The organism is Staphylococcus sp. EZ-P03, from assembly GCF_003344575.1.
GTDB lineage: Bacteria > Bacillota > Bacilli > Staphylococcales > Staphylococcaceae > Staphylococcus > Staphylococcus simulans_B.
On record NZ_QPMO01000011.1, the window covers coordinates 72,623 to 91,180 of the forward strand.

18 protein-coding genes and 1 pseudogene are annotated in these 18,558 nt (G+C 38.8%); 13 read left to right on the forward strand and 6 right to left on the reverse strand.

Annotated features, from left to right (window positions below; genetic code table 11):
• Positions 1-72 precede the first annotated feature (72 nt).
• The 9 genes and pseudogenes from DVJ99_RS07060 (at position 73) to hisIE (ending at position 6,996) form a co-directional block, all read left to right on the forward strand.
• Positions 73-903: an ATP phosphoribosyltransferase regulatory subunit gene (locus DVJ99_RS07060; RefSeq protein ID WP_114603695.1), complete on the forward strand. Its 831-nt coding sequence runs from the start codon at positions 73-75 to the stop codon at positions 901-903.
• 12 nt (positions 904-915) lie between these two features.
• Positions 916-1,533 (forward strand): ATP phosphoribosyltransferase, encoded by a 618-nt coding sequence (gene hisG, locus DVJ99_RS07065; protein WP_114603696.1) that lies wholly within the window; start codon positions 916-918, stop codon positions 1,531-1,533.
• The gene (gene hisD / locus DVJ99_RS07070; protein ID WP_114603697.1) at positions 1,523-2,776 is read left to right on the forward strand and encodes a histidinol dehydrogenase; all 1,254 of its coding nucleotides are present in this window, start codon (positions 1,523-1,525) and stop codon (positions 2,774-2,776) included. The genes hisG and hisD overlap by 11 nt, the downstream gene beginning before the upstream one ends.
• Positions 2,776-3,787, forward strand: a pseudogene (locus tag DVJ99_RS07075) (pyridoxal phosphate-dependent aminotransferase). Before hisD ends, DVJ99_RS07075 begins: the two are co-directional and overlap by 1 nt.
• A complete protein-coding gene (gene hisB, locus DVJ99_RS07080) occupies positions 3,759-4,340 on the forward strand; it encodes an imidazoleglycerol-phosphate dehydratase HisB (RefSeq protein ID WP_114603699.1) in 582 nt (193 codons plus the stop codon). Before DVJ99_RS07075 ends, hisB begins: the two are co-directional and overlap by 29 nt.
• Entirely contained in the window at positions 4,337-4,918 is a 582-nt protein-coding gene (hisH, locus tag DVJ99_RS07085) for an imidazole glycerol phosphate synthase subunit HisH (RefSeq protein ID WP_114603700.1), read from the forward strand. Before hisB ends, hisH begins: the two co-directional genes overlap by 4 nt.
• Positions 4,911-5,615 (forward strand): 1-(5-phosphoribosyl)-5-((5-phosphoribosylamino)methylideneamino)imidazole-4-carboxamide isomerase, encoded by a 705-nt coding sequence (hisA, locus tag DVJ99_RS07090; protein ID WP_114603701.1) that lies wholly within the window; start codon positions 4,911-4,913, stop codon positions 5,613-5,615. Before hisH ends, hisA begins: the two co-directional genes overlap by 8 nt.
• Complete coding sequence (hisF, locus tag DVJ99_RS07095) at positions 5,612-6,376, forward strand: imidazole glycerol phosphate synthase subunit HisF (protein WP_114603702.1); 765 nt, start codon at positions 5,612-5,614, stop codon at positions 6,374-6,376. The genes hisA and hisF overlap by 4 nt, the downstream gene beginning before the upstream one ends.
• On the forward strand, positions 6,367-6,996 hold the full coding sequence (gene hisIE, locus DVJ99_RS07100; protein ID WP_114603703.1) for a bifunctional phosphoribosyl-AMP cyclohydrolase/phosphoribosyl-ATP diphosphatase HisIE: 630 nt from the start codon (positions 6,367-6,369) through the stop codon (positions 6,994-6,996). The genes hisF and hisIE overlap by 10 nt, the downstream gene beginning before the upstream one ends.
• 109 nt (positions 6,997-7,105) lie before the next feature.
• On the opposite strand, the gene DVJ99_RS07105 is transcribed toward hisIE, so the two are convergent.
• From DVJ99_RS07105 to DVJ99_RS07130, 6 genes are all read right to left on the reverse strand, one after another.
• Positions 7,106-8,464: a TrkH family potassium uptake protein gene (locus tag DVJ99_RS07105; RefSeq protein ID WP_114603704.1), complete on the reverse strand. Its 1,359-nt coding sequence runs from the start codon at positions 8,462-8,464 to the stop codon at positions 7,106-7,108.
• Positions 8,465-8,481: 17 nt separating this feature from the next.
• A complete protein-coding gene (locus DVJ99_RS07110) occupies positions 8,482-10,167 on the reverse strand; it encodes a S1C family serine protease (RefSeq protein WP_481900533.1) in 1,686 nt (561 codons plus the stop codon).
• 160 nt (positions 10,168-10,327) lie between these two features.
• Positions 10,328-11,131, reverse strand: coding sequence for a TerC family protein (locus tag DVJ99_RS07115; RefSeq protein ID WP_114603706.1), 804 nt, complete (start codon positions 11,129-11,131; stop codon positions 10,328-10,330).
• Between the two features lie 353 nt (positions 11,132-11,484).
• On the reverse strand, positions 11,485-13,047 hold the full coding sequence (locus tag DVJ99_RS07120; protein ID WP_105993720.1) for a peptide chain release factor 3: 1,563 nt from the start codon (positions 13,045-13,047) through the stop codon (positions 11,485-11,487).
• On the reverse strand, positions 13,044-13,301 hold the full coding sequence (locus tag DVJ99_RS07125; RefSeq protein WP_114603707.1) for a YueH family protein: 258 nt from the start codon (positions 13,299-13,301) through the stop codon (positions 13,044-13,046). Before DVJ99_RS07125 ends, DVJ99_RS07120 begins: the two co-directional genes overlap by 4 nt.
• Positions 13,282-14,766 carry a UDP-N-acetylmuramoyl-L-alanyl-D-glutamate--L-lysine ligase gene (locus DVJ99_RS07130; protein ID WP_114603708.1) on the reverse strand — a complete coding sequence of 495 codons (1,485 nt, stop codon included), beginning with the start codon at positions 14,764-14,766 and terminating at the stop codon, positions 13,282-13,284. The genes DVJ99_RS07125 and DVJ99_RS07130 overlap by 20 nt, the downstream gene beginning before the upstream one ends.
• A gap of 385 nt (positions 14,767-15,151) precedes the next feature.
• Here DVJ99_RS07130 and DVJ99_RS07135 point away from each other — a divergent pair, with 385 nt between their 5' ends.
• The 4 genes from DVJ99_RS07135 to DVJ99_RS07150 form a co-directional block, all read left to right on the forward strand.
• Positions 15,152-16,327, forward strand: a complete 1,176-nt coding sequence (locus DVJ99_RS07135) for a diglucosyl diacylglycerol synthase (RefSeq protein WP_114603709.1) — start codon at positions 15,152-15,154, stop codon at positions 16,325-16,327.
• Entirely contained in the window at positions 16,305-17,504 is a 1,200-nt protein-coding gene (gene ltaA / locus DVJ99_RS07140; protein WP_114603710.1) for a lipoteichoic acid biosynthesis MFS flippase LtaA, read from the forward strand. The genes DVJ99_RS07135 and ltaA overlap by 23 nt, the downstream gene beginning before the upstream one ends.
• A 101-nt stretch (positions 17,505-17,605) precedes the next feature.
• Positions 17,606-18,130, forward strand: coding sequence for a helix-turn-helix domain-containing protein (locus DVJ99_RS07145; RefSeq protein ID WP_114603711.1), 525 nt, complete (start codon positions 17,606-17,608; stop codon positions 18,128-18,130).
• Positions 18,131-18,264: 134 nt separating this feature from the next.
• Positions 18,265-18,558 (forward strand): IS3 family transposase (locus tag DVJ99_RS07150; protein ID WP_346426306.1); only part of this gene is annotated, 294 nt, incomplete at its 3' end.

Below are 18,558 nucleotides of genomic sequence, written 5' to 3' on the forward strand. Positions count from 1 at the left end.
TTACGTCATTAATTCAATTTTACTTTAGTTCGGTAGAGAGTAAAAGCATTAGGTGAAAGTGAGGAACTATAAATGGAATACATCGAATACCAAGATAAGGTGCTTAAAAGAAAAGAATTAGAATTGCGTTTTTTAAACTATTTCCAGTCGCATCAATATGAAGTGATTGATATGCATTTGATCGAACGTTTGAATTGGCAGCAGTTAACTCAAGATGATTTAGAAAGTATGGGTACACGCAGTATATGGAAAAATGGTCAAAACTTCTTTGCGCTTCGCAATGACTGGACTGATCAGCTGCAACATTATGTGCGTACTTATTCGTTGAATCTTAAACAAGTTGCTTATGCCGGTCCTATCGCAAACAACGAGCATATCAGTACCAACTTAGGTATTGAAGTCTTCCATCCTTCTTACGAAGAAATGTTGACGAGCTTTCAATTGATGTTGCGTTTTATTCAACAAGAGATGAAACAAAAGGTAGATTTTGCGGTCATCGGCCACTATCAATTGTTATCGCTGTTATTAACAGATGAAGAACGTACATCCAACATCTTACAGCTCATTAATGAGCGCAACCTTTCAGAGTTGAGCAAGCAATTGCCGAAAGGTCATAAATTAATCACTTTATTGAAACAACCGACACATTTACAGCTGGATTATATTCAGTCTCTTATTCCGAATGATCATCCGACTTACTTATCGCTTTTAAGATGGTCAGAAGAATTGAAACGTGCAGGTATTTCAACTATTCATTTAGATATTACAACAATGCCGCCGAAATCATATTATATCGGCAGTTTTATGCAGCTGTTCCAAAATGACCAATCAGAACCGATTATGTCCGGCGGTCATTATAATGGTGAAATTGATGGTTTCGGATTCGGAATTAAAATTGATTAGGAGGAAGACATTATGTTAACGATTGCCCTCAGTAAAGGCAGATTACTCAAGGACTTCATTAAATTTTTAGAACACAACAACAACCCTATCTGGGCAGAAGCTTTAAACCAACGTGAACGTAAACTTCAAATTACCGTAAAAGGTATTAAGTTTATCTTGGTTAAAGGTACAGATGTACCGACTTACGTTGAAGAAGGTATCGCAGATTTAGGGATTACCGGCAGTGATATCTTAAGCGAAAAGCCGAACCATAACGTCAACAACTATATCGATTTACCATTCGGACAATGCCATTTCTCAGTCGCTGCGAAACCAGAAGTAACTGATATCCGCCGTGTTGCGACCACTTACGTCAATACAACACGCAATTATTTCAACCAGCTTGGCCAAGATGTCAGTATTATTCCGTTATCCGGTTCTGTGGAACTTGCGGCAGTCGTGGATATGGTTGATGCGATTGTCGACATTGTCCAAACAGGTACTACACTTAAATCCAATGGATTAGAAGAACGTGAACATATCGGCGATATCAACGCTAAATTGATTACGAACAAACACGCTTTCTTCAGCAAATCAGCAGCAATCGAAAGTTTTATTCAACAATTGGGGGTTTCTATCCATGCTCAATAAAGAAGAATTTTATCAACAATTTCAAGATGTCTCAGAAATTAAACAAGATGTCTTAGACAGTGTCAATACGATTATTCAAAAAGTTAAAGCTGAAAAAGACCAAGCACTCTTTTACTATAATAAACAATTCGACGGTGTCTCACTTTCGCAATTAGAAATTCCGCAAAGCGAAATCCACCAAAGTTTGGATCAAATCACACCTGAATTGAAAGCTGCTTTAACGCAAAGTTTTGAAAATATCAAAGCATTCCAAGAACGCATCAAACATGAAGATGTGATTGGAGAATATACCAGCGAAATCTACAACCCGTTAGAAAGTGTCGGTATTTATGTACCTGGCGGAAAAGCTGCTTACCCTTCTACCGTCTTAATGACCGCAACACTCGCTAAAGTGGCAGGAGTTGAAAATATTGTAGTAGTAACTCCGCCGCAAGCTGAAGGCATTAAACCAAGTATCTTGGCTGCTTGTAAAATTGCCGGAGTCGACCGTGTCTTTCAAGTCGGCGGCGCACAAAGTATCGCAGCACTTGCATTTGGGACAGAATCTGTACCGAAAGTCGACAAAATCGTAGGTCCGGGCAACCAATTTGTAGCCGTAGCAAAACAATTATTATACGGCTATGTCGGTATCGATCAAATCGCAGGACCAAGTGAAATCATGATTATCGCAGACGAAACTTCACAACCAGAATTTATCGTGCAAGATATCTTAGCACAGTCTGAACATGATGAACGTGCCCGTACATTCTTGCTTTCAACCAGCAAATCACTATTAGAACAAGTAGAAGCATTATTGCCGGATGCAATTGAAGCGGCACCTAGAAAAGCAATTATTGAACCGAGTGTGCGTGACTTCCACTACCCTATTCTCACTCAAAATACTGAAGAGAATATTGAAATTGCGAACTACGTAGCACCTGAACATCTATCGATTCAATCTGAAAATCCAGAACAATACATCAATAAAATCAAATATGCAGGTGCAATGTTCTTAGGTTCTTATGCGCCTGAAGCTTTAGGCGATTATAATGCAGGACCAAGCCACGTCTTGCCGACAAACCAAACATCACGCTTTACAAACGGATTAACAGTCAATGACTTCCTTACCAGCCACTCGGTTATCCGCTTTAATCAAGAAGCATTCAAAGACTACGCACAAGGTGCAATGGCGCTTGCACATGAAGAAGGCTTATACCAACATGAAGCCTCTGTCAAAGTAAGATTAGAAACGGAGGAATCTTAATGATATATATTGATAAAAACGAAAGTCCGATTCCAGCACTTTCTAAAGAAGAAATAAACGAGGTCATCAATACTAGTGATTTCCGTCTTTACCCTGAAACACAATACGATGCATTTTTAGAAGCATACGCTGCTTATTATAATTTGAACACTAATCAAGTCCTCGCAGCTAACGGTTCAGATGAATGGATTCAAAAATGTATGTTAGCACTGCCGAAAGGTCCTGTGTTGACACTCAGTCCTGATTTCGTTATGTATACAGAATTTGCGCATCAAACAGACCGCGCTATCGAGTATGTCACATGCGATGCAGATTTCCGCTTCTCGCTCGACGCGATTTTAGATCGTATCGATGCCGTACAGCCTGCATTCTTCATCATGAGCGTACCGCATAACCCTACTGGAGAACAGTACCCTTATGCGTTCTTACAAGCCATCAGCGAGAAAATGAAAGCACTTGGCGGCTATTTTGTCATCGACCAAGCATATATTGAATTCGGCGAACCGATTGAAGTTCCGCTAGATGATCATATTATTGTCATGAAAACATTAAGCAAAGCCTTCGCATTAGCCGGCTTGCGTATCGGTGTGGTGATTTCTACACCTAAGACAATTCAATTGCTCAATCGTTTTGCACATCCTTATCCGATGAGTACACTCTCTCTCAGATTGGCTGAAACCTTATTCAGAGATACAGCACGTGTAGAATCATTGATTGCTGAACAACGTTATTTATGCCGAAAACTCAATGACATCTTCCATAAGTATGCGAGCGACAAAATAAAAGTCGTACCCTCTAAAGCAAACTTTGTCTTCACTTATGGCGACAATGCACGCAGCTTAGGCGAATATGTAATGCAGCATGGCTTCCAGCCTCGTATTTATGATGAAGATAATTTAAAAGAAGCAGTGCGTTATTCTATCGCAACTGACAAAGAATTAGATCAATTAGCTGAAATTATTAAAGAATGGAGTGAGCAGTTTTGACCTATCAAAAACAACGAGCAACTAAAGAAACTCATATTGACGCGACTTTAGATTTTACCGGCAAGTCAGAAACAACGATTCAAACAGGTGTCGGTTTCTTAGACCATATGCTGACTTTATTCAGTTTCCACAGCGGTATCAGTGTACAGTTGGAAGTAAAAGGAGATACGTATGTCGATGATCATCACACTACAGAAGATATCGGTATTGTCTTAGGCCAATTAATCTTAGAAGCCGTCCGAGACAAAACATCCTTCACTCGTTACGGCACATTCTATATTCCGATGGATGAAACATTGGCACGTGTTGTCACTGATATCAGCGGCCGTCCATTCTTATCATTCAATGCGGAATTCTCAAAAGAAAAAGTAGGAACTTTCGATACCGAATTAGTCGAAGAATTCTTCAGAGCACTGGTTATTAATGCGCGTTTGACTACACATATCGACTTGATTCGCGGCGGCAATACCCACCATGAAATCGAAGCTATATTCAAAGCCTTTGCGCGCAGCTTGAAAATCGCTTTAGCAGAAAGCGATTCAAACGGTGTACCGTCATCTAAAGGAGTGATTGAATGATCGCGATTGTAGATTACGGTGTCGGCAACATTAAAAATGTTGAACGTGCTGTTGCACATTTAGGCTATGATGCCAAATTAACACGTGATTTTGATGAAATCCGTGAAAGCTCGCATATCATTTTACCGGGTGTCGGACATTTCAAAGATGCGATGACCGCTTTAAAAGATACCGGCCTCGATCAATTGTTAATAGAACTCAAAGACAGCAAACCTTTTATCGGTATTTGTTTAGGAATGCAAGTGATGTTTGAACATAGCGATGAAGGCGACGTTGACGGCTTAGGGATGATACCTGGCCGCGTTGTGCCTATCCAAACAACTTATCCTGTACCGCATTTAGGATGGAATAATTTAGAAAGTACACATCCCCTTTTACATCAAGATGTGTACTTTATCCATTCTTATTATGTCCAAACACAAGCACCGATTATTGCGACAGCAGATTACGACTTGCCGATTACTGCTATCGTACAATCCGATAATAAAATCGGAATTCAATTTCATCCGGAAAAAAGCGGCGATTTCGGATTAGAAATTTTAAATCAAGCATTGAAAGGTGGTTTTCTCCATGATTGAAGTTTGGCCCGCGATTGATTTAATAGATTCTACCAGTGTCCGCCTGACTGAAGGCGACTATGATACGAAAGAAGCAATGGCACGTACTGCAGAAGAAGCCATTGCCTTTTACAGCAAATATACATGCGTCAAACGTATTCATGTGATTGATTTGATTGCTGCGAAGACAAAGCAGCCGGTAGAAGCGGATTATATCGAACAGCTTGTCGGTTTAACAGACTTGCCGATTGAAGTCGGCGGCGGTATCCGTTCTATTGAAACGATTGAAGATTACTTTAATAAAGGCGTTGCTTACACGATTGTCGGCACAAAAGGCATTCAAAATACAGAGTGGTTAAAAGCCGCTGCACAGCAATTCCCAGGCCGTATTTATCTATCAGTCGATGCGTTTGTGGATGAAATTAAAGTCAACGGCTGGCTTGAAAATACCGGTTTGAACCTTTTTGATTTTGTAAAAGAAATTGAAGATGCGCCGCTTGGCGGTCTGATTTATACAGATATTTCAAAAGACGGCAAATTAGAAGGCCCGAACTTTGACTTAACAAAACAATTAGCACAATCTACTTCATTGCCAGTAGTAGCTTCAGGCGGTATCCGCAGTGCAGAAGATTTAAAACGTTTAGAAGCAGACGGTGTTCATGCGGCAATCGTCGGCAAAGCCGCAAATACAGAATCATTTTGGGAGGGTTTAAATTGATTAAAAAGCGTATTATTCCCTGCCTTGATGTTAAAGACGGCCGTGTGGTTAAGGGCGTTCAATTCAAAGGTTTGCGCGATATCGGCCACCCAGTGGAGCTTGCTGAATATTATAATCAAGAGCTTGCGGATGAATTAGTATTCTTAGATATTTCGCGAACAGAAAGCGGCCATCAAATGATGCTTGATATTATCGAAGAGACCGCTTCTAAACTCTTCATTCCGTTAACCATCGGCGGCGGCATCAGTTCTGTCGAGGATATTTCAACCTTGCTCAAACATGGTGCAGATAAAGTATCGCTTAATTCCAGCGCTTTACGTAATCCTAAATTAATCCAAGCAGCCAGCCAAAAATTCGGTTCGCAATGTATTTGTATTGCGATTGATGCGAAGTGGGAAGAAGACAAGCAAGATTGGTTTTGTTACACACACGGAGGCAAACAACGCACAGATAAACGTGTATTGGACTGGGTTAATGAAGTCGAAGACTTAGGTGCCGGAGAATTATTAGTAACGAGTATGGATTATGATGGTGTCAAACAAGGTTTTGATCATCGTTTATTAAAACAAATCAATGACCGCGTTTCGATTCCGATTATTGCTTCAGGCGGCGGAGGCAACGCACAGCACTTTGCGGATTTATTCAAAGCTACAGATGTCTCTGCTGGTTTAGCCGCAAGTATTTTCCACGATAAAGAAACAACTATAGGTGCAGTCAAAGCATTTCTAAAAGACGAAGGAGTGAATGTCAGATGGCAGTAACACCAGACTTTTCAAAAGGATTAATTCCAGCAATCTTGCAGCATTATCAAACCAAACAAGTGCTCATGCTGGGCTATATGAATGAAGAAGCATATAACAAAACATTAGAAGATAAAGTATGCTGGTTCTATTCGCGCAGCAAAGGCCGTTTATGGAAAAAAGGAGAATCTTCTCATAACTACCAGCACGTCATCGACATTAAATTAGATTGCGATCAAGATACAGTCTTAGTAATGGTTGATCCAGACGGTCCGACATGCCATACAGGCGCAACCAGCTGTTTTAATACCACAACACCTTTCTTCATCGACAGTCTGCAAGACATTGTGCAGTCACGTGCCGACAGTGATGATGAAAGCTCTTATACACACTATTTATTAAAATCAGGTGTTGAAAAAATCACTAAAAAATTCGGCGAAGAAGCATTCGAAGTCGTCATTGCCGCAATGAAAGACGACCAAGAGGAATTGACGAACGAAACAGCCGATGTACTTTACCACCTCTTTGTATTGCTTCATGCTTGCGGTGTCACTGTTGAAGATGTGAAACAGGTCTTACAATCCAGACATCAAAAAAGCGGCAATTTCAAAGGTGAACGAAAAGATATTCAAGATTGGTAAAATATCTCCATACAATAAGAAAAGCATGTGCTTGATTCTTTTAAATAAAAGAATCAAACACATGCTTATTTTTATGATGAGTATATAGCATTTGAGTTTAAATACAACATTAACCGATTTGAACTTTCTCTTTCGGATAATGATACAACACAGGTTCTTTGCGTCCGCCGACCATAAGTATGAAGGATATTAAGCCGACACGACCGATAAACATCAATACCATCAGTACTACTTTGGACATATCGCCGCCATCACTCGAGAGTCCGAGCGATAAACCGCAGGTTCCAAAAGCAGACATTACTTCAAAGAATACTTGAAGCACTGAGAATTTAGCACCTTCTGCTGCTTGGATGATAATAATAGATGTTAGTGATAAAAACGTTGCGACACTTAACACCATAAATGTCTTTTGAATATCCGAAGGCATGATCTCACGGTTGAAGACTTTAATCGTATTTCTTTCAGTATCCGTTCTGAAATTCAGCATAAATAAGATTAAAATCGCAAATGTCGTTGTTCGAATTCCTCCGCCTACTGAACTTGGAGAAGAACCGATAAACATTAGAACACCCATGAGCGAGTTCGTCGCATCTGTAAATTGCGTAATATCAAAAGTTTGCAGTCCTGCACTTCTCGTTGTCGTCGATTGGAACATGGCGTAAAAGAGTGCTTTGTGCCAACTTGCATCTTTCAATGCGTGGCCGGACTCTAAGATTAAAATCATAATTGTTCCGAAGACGAATAATGCTAAATATGTGATTGTTGTAATTCTCGCAAAGAGCGAGAAACGGAAATTCGGATTTCTGTTGCTGATGTATGCTTTGATCTCAAGCAATACTGGGAAACCGATTGAACCTAAAGTGATTAAAAACATCACTATCGTTTGTACAAAATAATCATTTGCATATGGAATCAATGAGTTCCCTGTAATATCAAGTCCTGCGTTGGTTGTGGATGCTACTGATACGAAGAAGCCTTGCATTAAGGCATACTGAATATCTGAAGTATCTCGATAAAAGTAGAATGCTAATAACAGCGCTCCTACTAATTCAATCAGCAATACAGCTCTGACAATCTCGATAATCAGTTGTACTGCACCGCTCATTGTATGGCGGTTATTGTCTAGCATAATCATTTGACGTTCGCGCAAGCCGATATGTTTGCCTAAAATCAGCCACAGCACTGTGCCGAGTGCCATTACTCCGACACCGCCGATATTTAAAATAATCATAATCACTATCTGCCCGAATGTTGAATACGTATCTGCAATAGTTACGGGCGTTAATCCAGTTACACTGATACCTGATACCGCCACAAATAAAGTGTCGATCGGATCAACCTTTACGCCGGGTTTAAGGACGTAAGGCAAGTTCAACATCAAAAATGCAGCGATAATTGCTATAAGATAGAATAAGACAATACCTTGTTGAGGACTGGATCTTTTGAATAACTGATTAAAAATGGACAACTCTTTTCACCTCAACGTTACTTCAATTTAATCGTAATATCCTTAAGTTTACCATTTCTATATAGTTTTGCCGATATTGGTTTCAGATCATCTTTATGTTGGAAAACAATCTGTCTATATCTTAAGTTATCTTCGATTTTTTTACCATCTAATTCTACAATAATATCGCCTGTTTTTAAACCTGCTTTTTCACCTGGTGAATCGTCAGTGACTTCTCTGACTACCACACCTTGCTCTACATCTTTCGGTACATTGAATTGCGAACGTTCGCTGTCGCTTAATTCAGCTACATTTGAAAGTGCAACGCCTGTATTCGGATATGTGACATGTCCTTTTTCTTCGAGCTGTTTTGCAAGTTTGACTGCTTGATTAACCGGAATCGCAAAGGCCATACCTTCAACTGCAGGCATATCGATTTTCAAAGAAACAATGCCGACTAACTTGCCGTTTTGATCCACTACTGCACCGCCAGAGTTCCCTGGGTTGACAGGCGCATCAATTTGAAAGGCTCTTGTCAGTACATCATATTTTTGGTCTTTATCAATATCTACCGGCACATTACGGTTAAGTCCTGAAACGACACCATTTGAAATACTGCCTTTAAAGTCTGCTCCTAATGGGTTGCCGACAGTGATGACAGGCTCTGCCAACTGTAATTGATTCGAATCGCCGATTTGAATTGCTTTGACGTCGCTGTCTTTTTCAACATCTGCTTTCACCACAGCAATATCAGAGTATTTATCTTTGCCGATCACTTTGCCTGTTGTTTCTTTAGAATCATCATAAAGAATACGCTGTGTCTTTTTATCTCCTACTACATGACTATTCGTCAATATAAAAATGGAGTCGTCCACTTTTTTGTAGACGACACCTGAACCAATCTCATTATCAGATTTTGCTGTTTCCTTATCTACTGAGCTGGATTGCTTGCTCTTATTTTCAACTGTAACCACGGAGTGGATAGAACTTTTAGCTGCTTTCATCATAGCGGTTTGTTTCTTATCGCCGCTGCCGCTCAGTGTTGCCACGTCGCCTGCTGTACCATCATCACGGTTTTGCAAGTTGTGGAAAATCGCAAACAGTAAGAGTACTAAAATAATAACACCGATCGCAATCGCAATTTTAGCCCAATGTTTTTGGAAGAAGGCTGCCGCTTGGTTATTGTGTCCTTCTTTTTCTTCATTGTGTACATCAGACGTTTCTCTTCTCTTTTGTTCAGGAGAGAATGCAGGTTTTGGTGCTTCTTTTGCATTTGCTCCGTCCTCTTCTTTTTCTGATGCTGAGGCAGCTTTTTGATTTTTCACTGTTTCTTGTTTAGCACCTTCTGTTGTATCTGACGTCTTTTCTTTATGTATGCCTGTAATCGGCGACACAACTTCATTTGTACTTGCTGCTTGTGTTTCTTTTTCATCCTCAGGTGCTTCTTTGCCTTGTGCAATCGCCTGTTGATGGTTGATTTCTTCTTGTGTAAGCTTTTCGATACGTGCTTTTCTTAAATTGTCTTTAACACGTTCTTCATTATTCTTAGCTTGCATTGCTGCTTTTTCTTTTTCTTGCTGCTGTTGTTCTTTTTCTTGTTGAACACGCTGCTCTCTTTCTTCGTTATGGAAGAATTCCCGACGTTTTCGCTTATAATGACTTTTAGGAATGACTTGTTTTTCATCCGGCTGATGCTTGTCATTTGAATGTTTCTCTTCTGTCATCATTACGCCCCCTTCACTACAATCTTTCTAGTCTATTATGACACAATCTTTTATGAATTTCTTGTAAATTCGTGCTTATTCTCTATTTTCCTTGATTTTTTTCAAAAATAAAACACTTGATGCAAAATTGAACGCATCAAGTGTTTTATCCTCTATCTGATTAGTGAGATTTTTGTTGTTTATTGTGACGGACTGAAGAAATCCAGCCGATAAATACAAGTCCTAACATCACTGCCCAGAAAATGATTTGCCATAGTGTTGAATGTGGGAAATGTTCTGGGATGATTTGGATTTTCGGATGTGCTAATACAAGGATGACTAATTTAATCCCTACCCAGCCGACAATTGCGAAGGCTGCACCTTCAAGGCCAGGGTATTTGTTAAGCAATTCGACAAACCAAGTTGCCGCAAAACGCATTAAGATAACACCAATCATACCGCCTAGGAACATTACTGCGAATTGACCTAAGTCCATTCCGCCGAAATGAATGCCTAAAGGTTTTAATGTAAAGGCAATTGCCATAGCTGCTAACATAGAATCGATCGCAAAGGCAATGTCCGCAAATTCAACTTTAGCCACTGTACCCCAGAATTCTTTCGGGCTGGCTTTTTTCTCTTGGCCATGTTCATCAAAGTGATGGTCATCGCCTTCAGGCTGTTCTGGACCATGTCCTTTAGCTTTAAAGAATTTATAAAGGTTGCGCGCTGACATATAAATTAAATAAGCGGCACCTGCTGCTTGGATAAACCAGAAGTTGACTAAGTAACTGATTAAGAATAGTGATGCAAAACGAAAAACAAATGCACCTAGTAAACCGTAAAATAGTGCTTTCTTTCTTTGCTCAGGCGGTAAGTGTCTTACCATAACGGCCATTACAACTGCGTTATCTGCAGCCAGCAAGCCTTCCAAAAATACGAGTACGAGCAATACCCATCCGTAGGATAAAATTAAACTCGGATCCATCTAAAGACCACTCCTTATTAAAAATCATCGTGTGCTGAAGTTGCTTGACATTGTTCTATCATGTTTGTGCTTAAAAAAGCTGCTTTTCTATTTATCGCCGTTTTAAATCGTGCTCAAACATCTTTAGTACAATTTGATACAAAATAAAAGAGACCTATGCTAAATAAATAGCAAAGGTCTCACTTGAAAACATATCTTTATTATATGCATTCCATTTTACCGGAAGTGTCAGGCACTTCGTAATGACGACAAAATGTTGAAGCGGACTTAATTCCGACTTCGTAAGTTACTCCCCTCTGACATGACTGTCATAGGTATTCAATTATTTAAAATAAGTATACCCTATTACAGTCTTACAATAAACTATAAAGTTTAATTTCAGGGAATTTTTCTTCAAACCATCGTGTCGCAAATTCGTTTTCAAATAAGAATACTTTTTGTTCATAGCGGTCTTGTACCAGAATAGAACGTGCTGTACTCATTTTATCTTGAATCGCATCTTCATTTTCTACCCAGCGTGCAATTTTGCGGCCGACCGGTTCCATAATAACGTCCACATTATATTCATTGTTCATACGGTGCTCGAACACTTCAAATTGAAGCTGTCCGACTGCCCCTAAAATAATTTGGTTCGTATGCAATGTTTTATAGTATTGAATAGCACCTTCTTGTACCAGCTGCTCAATACCTTTATGGAAATGTTTTTGTTTCATAACGTTTTTCGGCGATACTTTCATAAACAGTTCAGGTGTGAACTGCGGTAAATCTTCAAAGCTGTATTTTTGGTTGCCGCCGACTAATGTATCTCCGATTTGATAGTTGCCTGTATCGTACAATCCGATAATATCTCCTGCAACTGCGTGGTTGATTGTTTCTTTATCATCAGCCATAAATGATGTCGAACGTGTAACTTTAGACTTTTTATTCGTACGCTGCAATTTAACGTCCATACCACGTTCGAATGCCCCGCTGACTATACGCATAAATGCGATTCTGTCACGGTGTTTAGGATCCATGTTGGCTTGGATTTTAAAGATAAAGCCAGAGAAGTCAGGCGCAAACGGGCTTACTTCTTCTTCGTCTTTCGTTAAACGGCCATTCGGCATCGGCGCATGATCGACATAAGCATTTAAGAAATTCTGTACACCGAAGTTGGCTAATGCTGAACCGAAGAATACAGGTGTTAATTCACCAGCTAAAAGCATGTCATTATCAAAGTCTTCGCCCGCTTCTTCCACTAACATAAACTCTTCGATTGCTTGTTCGAAAGTACTATCATTTGTAATCGCATGTTCTTCTTCCAACTCATAATCTTCATTAATATGCAATAAATGTTCTTCATCTCGAAAAGGCTCGATTGTACGATGTTCTCTATCGATAATACCGAAGAAGTTTTGACCCATACCTACAGGCCAGTTCATCGGATAAGTTTTAATATTCAATGTTTCTTCAATTTCATCTAACAATTCGAAAGGTTCTTTACCCACACGGTCCAATTTATTGATGAAAGTGAAGATAGGAATACCGCGCATTTTACATACTTTGAATAATTTAAGTGTTTGCGGTTCGATCCCTTTCGCACAGTCGATAACCATCACTGCACTGTCCACTGCCATTAAAGTACGATACGTATCTTCTGAGAAGTCTTCGTGCCCAGGTGTATCTAAAATATTAATATTATAATGATCGTAGTTAAACTGCATCACAGAACTTGTGACAGAAATACCACGTTCTTGTTCTACTTTCATCCAGTCACTCGTTGCGAATTTGCCTGATTTTTTACCTTTTACTGTACCTGCTTCACGAATTGCTCCGCCGAATAACAGTAATTTCTCAGTTAATGTTGTTTTCCCGGCATCCGGGTGAGAAATAATCGCAAAGGTTTTTCTGGATTCGATTTCATCCTTTATACTCATATGTTGTCTCCTTTATCAAAAATAATTAAAGTCAGTTCATGTGCTAAGTGCTCTGCCTCAGCCTCATCCATTAAGTTAAATAAATACATAATCAATTCTTCTTCTACATCTTCTGCTGACTCCTTCTTATCTAGCGCTGCAGACCAGTTCAGATCCGGAATGGCAATCAGAACTGTCTGCATCGTATCATCTGTATAACAAAAAGCTTGTGCGCCTTCTATTGCTTGAAGTGTTCTAATCTTCAGAAGGGCCACCTCCGAATTTCTTATAGGCTGCTTCTAAACCGATTAAATCATCACGGTGCGGTACTTTAACATGTCCCGGCATGATTTGATAAGGTTCGCGGCCTTTAGAAGCTAATACGACTGTGTCGCCTGGTTCTGCGACTTCAATCGCATGGCGGATACCTTCAGCACGATCTGTAAATTCTACATAATTATCATGTGTTGCACCTTTTGCAAGTTCAGCCGTCAGCATTTTAGGATCATCATTGGCTGGATTGTCAGGCGTGAAAATAACATAGTCTGCTCGGCATGCTTGTTTGCCCATTTCAGGTGTTTTCGTCAAATCACGCTCACCTGCCATACCGATTAAAAAGATTAATTTTTGTTTCACAAAAGGTTTCACTGCGTCGATCAGCTTTTCGATACCGTCAGTTGTGTGTGCATAATCGATAATCAAGTCAATCGGCAATGATGGATCTAATACTTCTAAACGTCCTTCTACAGGGTCTAATTGACTGACCACATTAACAATGTCCTGCATAGGCGTACCTTTACTCCACACCGCTGTCATGGCTGCCATAATATTAGAAATATTGAATTGTCCTACATACGGCGATTCAACATGGAAAGTGCCGTCAGGTGTCACAAAATCAAACGTTGCGCCTGTTAACGACTCTTTGATGTGCTCTGCTTTGAATTGCGCAGGTCTGTGAATACCATACGTAAAGACTTCATAAGGCGTTACACTTTTAAGATATTCTGAGAAATCGTCATCTTCATTGACAATCGCATATTTTTCTTTGCTTAAATCTTCGCCAAGCTGACTGAATAATAAAGATTTGGCATGACCATAAGCTTCCATTGTACCGTGGAAATCTAAGTGGTCTTGCGTTAAATTTGAAAAGATTGCGACGTCGAATTCAACACCGCTTAAGCGTCCTAAAGCTAAACCGTGGCTTGAAACCTCTAACGTCATTGCTTCTGCACCTGCTTCAACCGCTTCATGCACCTTTTTAGTCAATGTCACTGTTTCAGGTGTCGTATTCTCGCCTTTTGTGACAGTTTCATTGATTTGGTAGCCGTTTGTACCTAAATAAGCACTGCCTTTGCCGAGTTTGCGGTGAATTAAATGAATCATCGTCGCAATAGATGTTTTGCCGTTGGTTCCTGTCACACCATATGTGACTAATTGCTCGCTCGGATAATGGTACAGCTTATGTACGATTAAACTTGCCACACGTCTTGTATGCGGCACCACCACTTGTGTCACATCTCCTTGCAAGTCTTGTTTGCGTTCTACCACAATCACTTTGCATCCTTGATTTACGACATCTTGGCAGAATTTATGACTATCTACTGTATAACCTTTAGATGCTACAAAGATACTGCCTTCTTTTGCAGTACGAGAATCTGTTGTTACATCATTAATTTCTCTGTCTAAACTGCCAAGCACTTGTTTCGATTTTATCTTTTCGAACAATTCGTTCGCTTTCACATCGATCGCCCCTTCTTAGTCCAATACTATAATATTATACATTTTTCCTTCAGAAATCTAAATACGAAAACTCATTTTCTATTGTATCGTTTTCTCATTGATAATTATATCAACAGCACCATTGCAATTTGTTTTTTCAAGTTTAGCATATCGGGTTTAGGTTATAGAAATAGATAATGCCTAACTTTAAATTTGCGATAAATGTTAAGATAGTATGAAAATATTTTTATAGTGTGTTAATAAGTGTTATAATTCAGTGATGTTAGCGTCAATACTATTTAATATAAATGCAACATACGTTAAACTGTAGGCAAAGCAGTTGTACTAAAACAATTGCGTTCAAATAGGTAACATTAAATCTACTAACTGGAGGGTGGCTGCTTTCATGGTTACTCAAAATAAGAAGATATTGATAATTACAGGTTCTTTCGGGAACGGCCATTTGCAGGTGACCAATAGCGTTGTGAATCAATTAAATGAAATGAATCTCAAGCATCTTTCTGTGATTGAGCATGATTTGTTTTTAGAAGCACATCCTATTTTGACTTCCATTTGCAAGAAGTATTATATCAATAGTTTTAAGTATTTCAGAAATTCATACAAGCGTTTTTATTATAGCCGCCCGCAAGACATTGATAAATGCTTTTACAAATATTACGGTCTGAACAAACTGATTAATTTGTTGATAAAAGAAAAACCAGATTTGATATTGCTGACATTCCCGACACCGGTCATGTCAGTATTAACCGAACAATTTAATATGAACATTCCGATTGCGACGGTAATGACAGATTATCGCTTACATAAAAACTGGGTCACACCCCACTCTTCACGTTACTATGTCGCTACAGAAGATTTGAAGCAAGAATTTAAAGCTATCGGCGTACCACAAGATATTATAAAAGTTACAGGTATTCCTATTTCAGAACAATTTGATGAAGATATTGATAAAGCAGCTTGGATGCGTAAAAATCATTTAGATCCTAACCGTCCGACTGTATTAATGTCTGCAGGTGCTTTTGGTGTATCTAAAGGATTTGAAGCAATGATTTCAGATATTTTAGAACGCTCGCCTGAAACGCAAGTTGTCATGGTTTGCGGCAAAAACAAAGAATTAAGACGCAGCTTGAAATATCAATTCAAGACAAACAAAAATGTTTTAATCTTAGGTTACACACATCATATGAACGAATGGATGGCTTCTGCTGACTTAATGGTAACCAAACCAGGCGGTATCACAATTTCAGAAGCTTTAGCACGCAGAGTTCCTATGATTTTCTTAGACCCTGCACCTGGCCAAGAACTTGAAAATGCCTATTACTTTGAAGCTAAAGGTATGGGTAAAGTGGCTGATACGACAGAAGAAGCAATTGCTTTGATTACTTCACTGACACAAGATGAAACAGCGTTAAAGGCGATGTCAGCACGTATGCAAGAATTGAAAGTCAAGTACCCTACCTATAAATTATGCCGAGACCTTTTACATCTATTAGATGAATCTTCACAAGCTGAAGAAATTTATGGAAAGGTACCATTATATGCAAAGCTCTTCCTCAAGTAAAACCAACAATAACTATAAACGTAATTTCATAATTATGTTGTTTATCTTATTCTTTATGGAATTTGCACGCGGTATGTTTGTACTCGGCTACTTGCCTTTCTTGCCTACGGTATCCTCCGTAGCAGTCGGTGTGACGTCTGCGGCAGTTTCAATTCATTATATTTCTGATGCGGCAACGAACTTTGTTGTCGGTTTCTTATTGAAACGTTTTGGAGCGAAGCCGGTCTTAACACTCGGCTTCTTGCTTGCTTTCGGCAGTTTATTTTTAGTCATTTGGTTCCCATATAATCCTATCGTCTTGATTTTAAGTGCAATCTTATTAGGGGTTGCTTCGAGTCCGATTTGGGTTATTATGCTCTCTAGTGTCAGAGACGAATCACGCGGTAAACAAATGGGCCATGTCTATTTCTCATGGCTCTTTGGTTTACTTGCAGGGATGATCGGCATGCTGCTGATTGTGAAAGTCCATCCGACGCATTTCACATTCTTAATGGCACTTGTAGTGTTATTTGCATGGATACTTTACTACTTCGTGAAAATCCGTTTAACCAACTACAAAACACGCCGTCTAAAAGAACAGCTTGCACAAATTAAACGTGTAGCTCATTCCAACGGTGTACTCTTCCCGGGTATTATCTTGCAAGGTGCATCTATCAGTGCATTGGTCCCTATTTTGCCGACTTATGCAACAAAAGTAGTTAAAGTCAGCATGGTAGAATATACCGCGGCTTTAATTATTGGCGGTGTCGGTTGTGCCATTTCAATGCTGTTTTTATCTAAAATCATCGACCATCATGGCAGAAAATTCATGTACAGTGCAATCTTTACCGGCTTTATCCTGTACACACTTGCGATATTCAGCTTATCTATCATTACACAAATTTATATCGTATGGGGTGTAGCACTGTTCATCGGTTTAATGTATGGTTTCTTGCTGCCTGCTTGGAACACCTTTATGAGCAAGTTCATTAAGAAAGATGAACAAGAAGAAACATGGGGTGTTTTCAACAGCATCCAAGGTGTCGGTGCAATGATTGGACCATTAATCGGCGGTATGTTATATCAATTTACCAACAATTTGAATATGACTTTCTATTTCTCAGGCGGCGTCTTTGTTTTCCTAGCTGTATTCTACGGAATTTACTTCTTGCGAATTTCAAAACAAACACAAGCTTAAACCTGTATAGAAAGTAAAATAAATAAGGCAACCTTTTCCAACTTACTGTACTGCACCCCAAAAGTTGAACCTACAAAATTCAACTTTTGGGGTGTTTAATTATGAATAAAAGTTATAGTTTAGATTTCAAACTTAAAATATTACAAGAATACAAAAGCGGGCAAATTGGTTATGGTTCATTAGCTAAAAAGTGCAATGTTCATCATTCTTATATCGAAAGATGGATCTATCAGTACGATACCTTCGGTATTCAAGGTCTTACTTTTGGTATGACAAAAAGAAAATATTCAAAAGAAGAAAAATGTGAAATCATAGAATACCGATTGGAACATCATTTATCGTATAAAGAAACTGCGAAAATATTTAATATTCCTAACCCTTCCTTAATTGCTCAATGGCAGAAGAAATTTAATGAGTATGGTATTCTTGGCTTAAAACCAAAACCGAAAGGTCGTGTGTCCAAAGCCATGAAAAATAAGAAGAGTGAATCGTCTAACCAACAATTAAACGAAACTGAAAGAGAAGAACTTGAAAGACTACGTTATGAAAATAAATTGTTGGAAATCCAAATTGAACTCGAAAAAAAGTTACAATCCTTAGCTCGAAAAAATCAAACAAAGAAATAGTTTCAGCTATTATTGAGTTAAGGAAAGAGAAAGATTATCAGCTGAATCATATTCTAAAAGTAGCCAATATAGCTAAAAGTATCTATCATTATTGGAAAAACAATTTAGGTTTAAAAGAGTATAAGAATGCACCTCTGCTGAAGTTGATTAAAGAAATTATCGAAAAAAATCATGAACGTGTTGGTTATCGTAGAATTACCTTAGAGCTTCATGCAATGGGGATTATAGTTAATCATAAGAAAGTTTTAAGAATAACAAGAGAAAATAAACTTTTATGCACAAAGTTTAACCATAGAAGCAGAAACTATAAATCTTATAAAGGAAGCACTGGAAAAGTCGCTAAAAATATACTAAATCGAAGATTTGTATCAGATAGACCTTATCAAAAATTATTAACAGATATTACTCAATTCAATATTAAGAATACA

What these genes read in the sequence shown, in the direction of transcription:
- DVJ99_RS07120 (WP_105993720.1), bottom strand. Translation starts at nt 13,047, where the DNA reads ATGAGTATAAAGGATGAAATCGAATCCAGAAAAACCTTTGCGATTATT.
- ltaA (WP_114603710.1), top strand. Translation starts at nt 16,305, where the DNA reads ATGCAAAGCTCTTCCTCAAGTAAAACCAACAATAACTATAAACGTAAT.
- DVJ99_RS07135 (WP_114603709.1), top strand. Translation starts at nt 15,152, where the DNA reads ATGGTTACTCAAAATAAGAAGATATTGATAATTACAGGTTCTTTCGGG.
- DVJ99_RS07110 (WP_481900533.1), bottom strand. Translation starts at nt 10,167, where the DNA reads ATGACAGAAGAGAAACATTCAAATGACAAGCATCAGCCGGATGAAAAA.
- hisA (WP_114603701.1), top strand. Translation starts at nt 4,911, where the DNA reads ATGATTGAAGTTTGGCCCGCGATTGATTTAATAGATTCTACCAGTGTC.
- hisD (WP_114603697.1), top strand. Translation starts at nt 1,523, where the DNA reads ATGCTCAATAAAGAAGAATTTTATCAACAATTTCAAGATGTCTCAGAA.
- hisG (WP_114603696.1), top strand. Translation starts at nt 916, where the DNA reads ATGTTAACGATTGCCCTCAGTAAAGGCAGATTACTCAAGGACTTCATT.
- DVJ99_RS07115 (WP_114603706.1), bottom strand. Translation starts at nt 11,131, where the DNA reads ATGGATCCGAGTTTAATTTTATCCTACGGATGGGTATTGCTCGTACTC.
- DVJ99_RS07060 (WP_114603695.1), top strand. Translation starts at nt 73, where the DNA reads ATGGAATACATCGAATACCAAGATAAGGTGCTTAAAAGAAAAGAATTA.
- hisH (WP_114603700.1), top strand. Translation starts at nt 4,337, where the DNA reads ATGATCGCGATTGTAGATTACGGTGTCGGCAACATTAAAAATGTTGAA.
- DVJ99_RS07145 (WP_114603711.1), top strand. Translation starts at nt 17,606, where the DNA reads ATGAATAAAAGTTATAGTTTAGATTTCAAACTTAAAATATTACAAGAA.
- hisIE (WP_114603703.1), top strand. Translation starts at nt 6,367, where the DNA reads ATGGCAGTAACACCAGACTTTTCAAAAGGATTAATTCCAGCAATCTTG.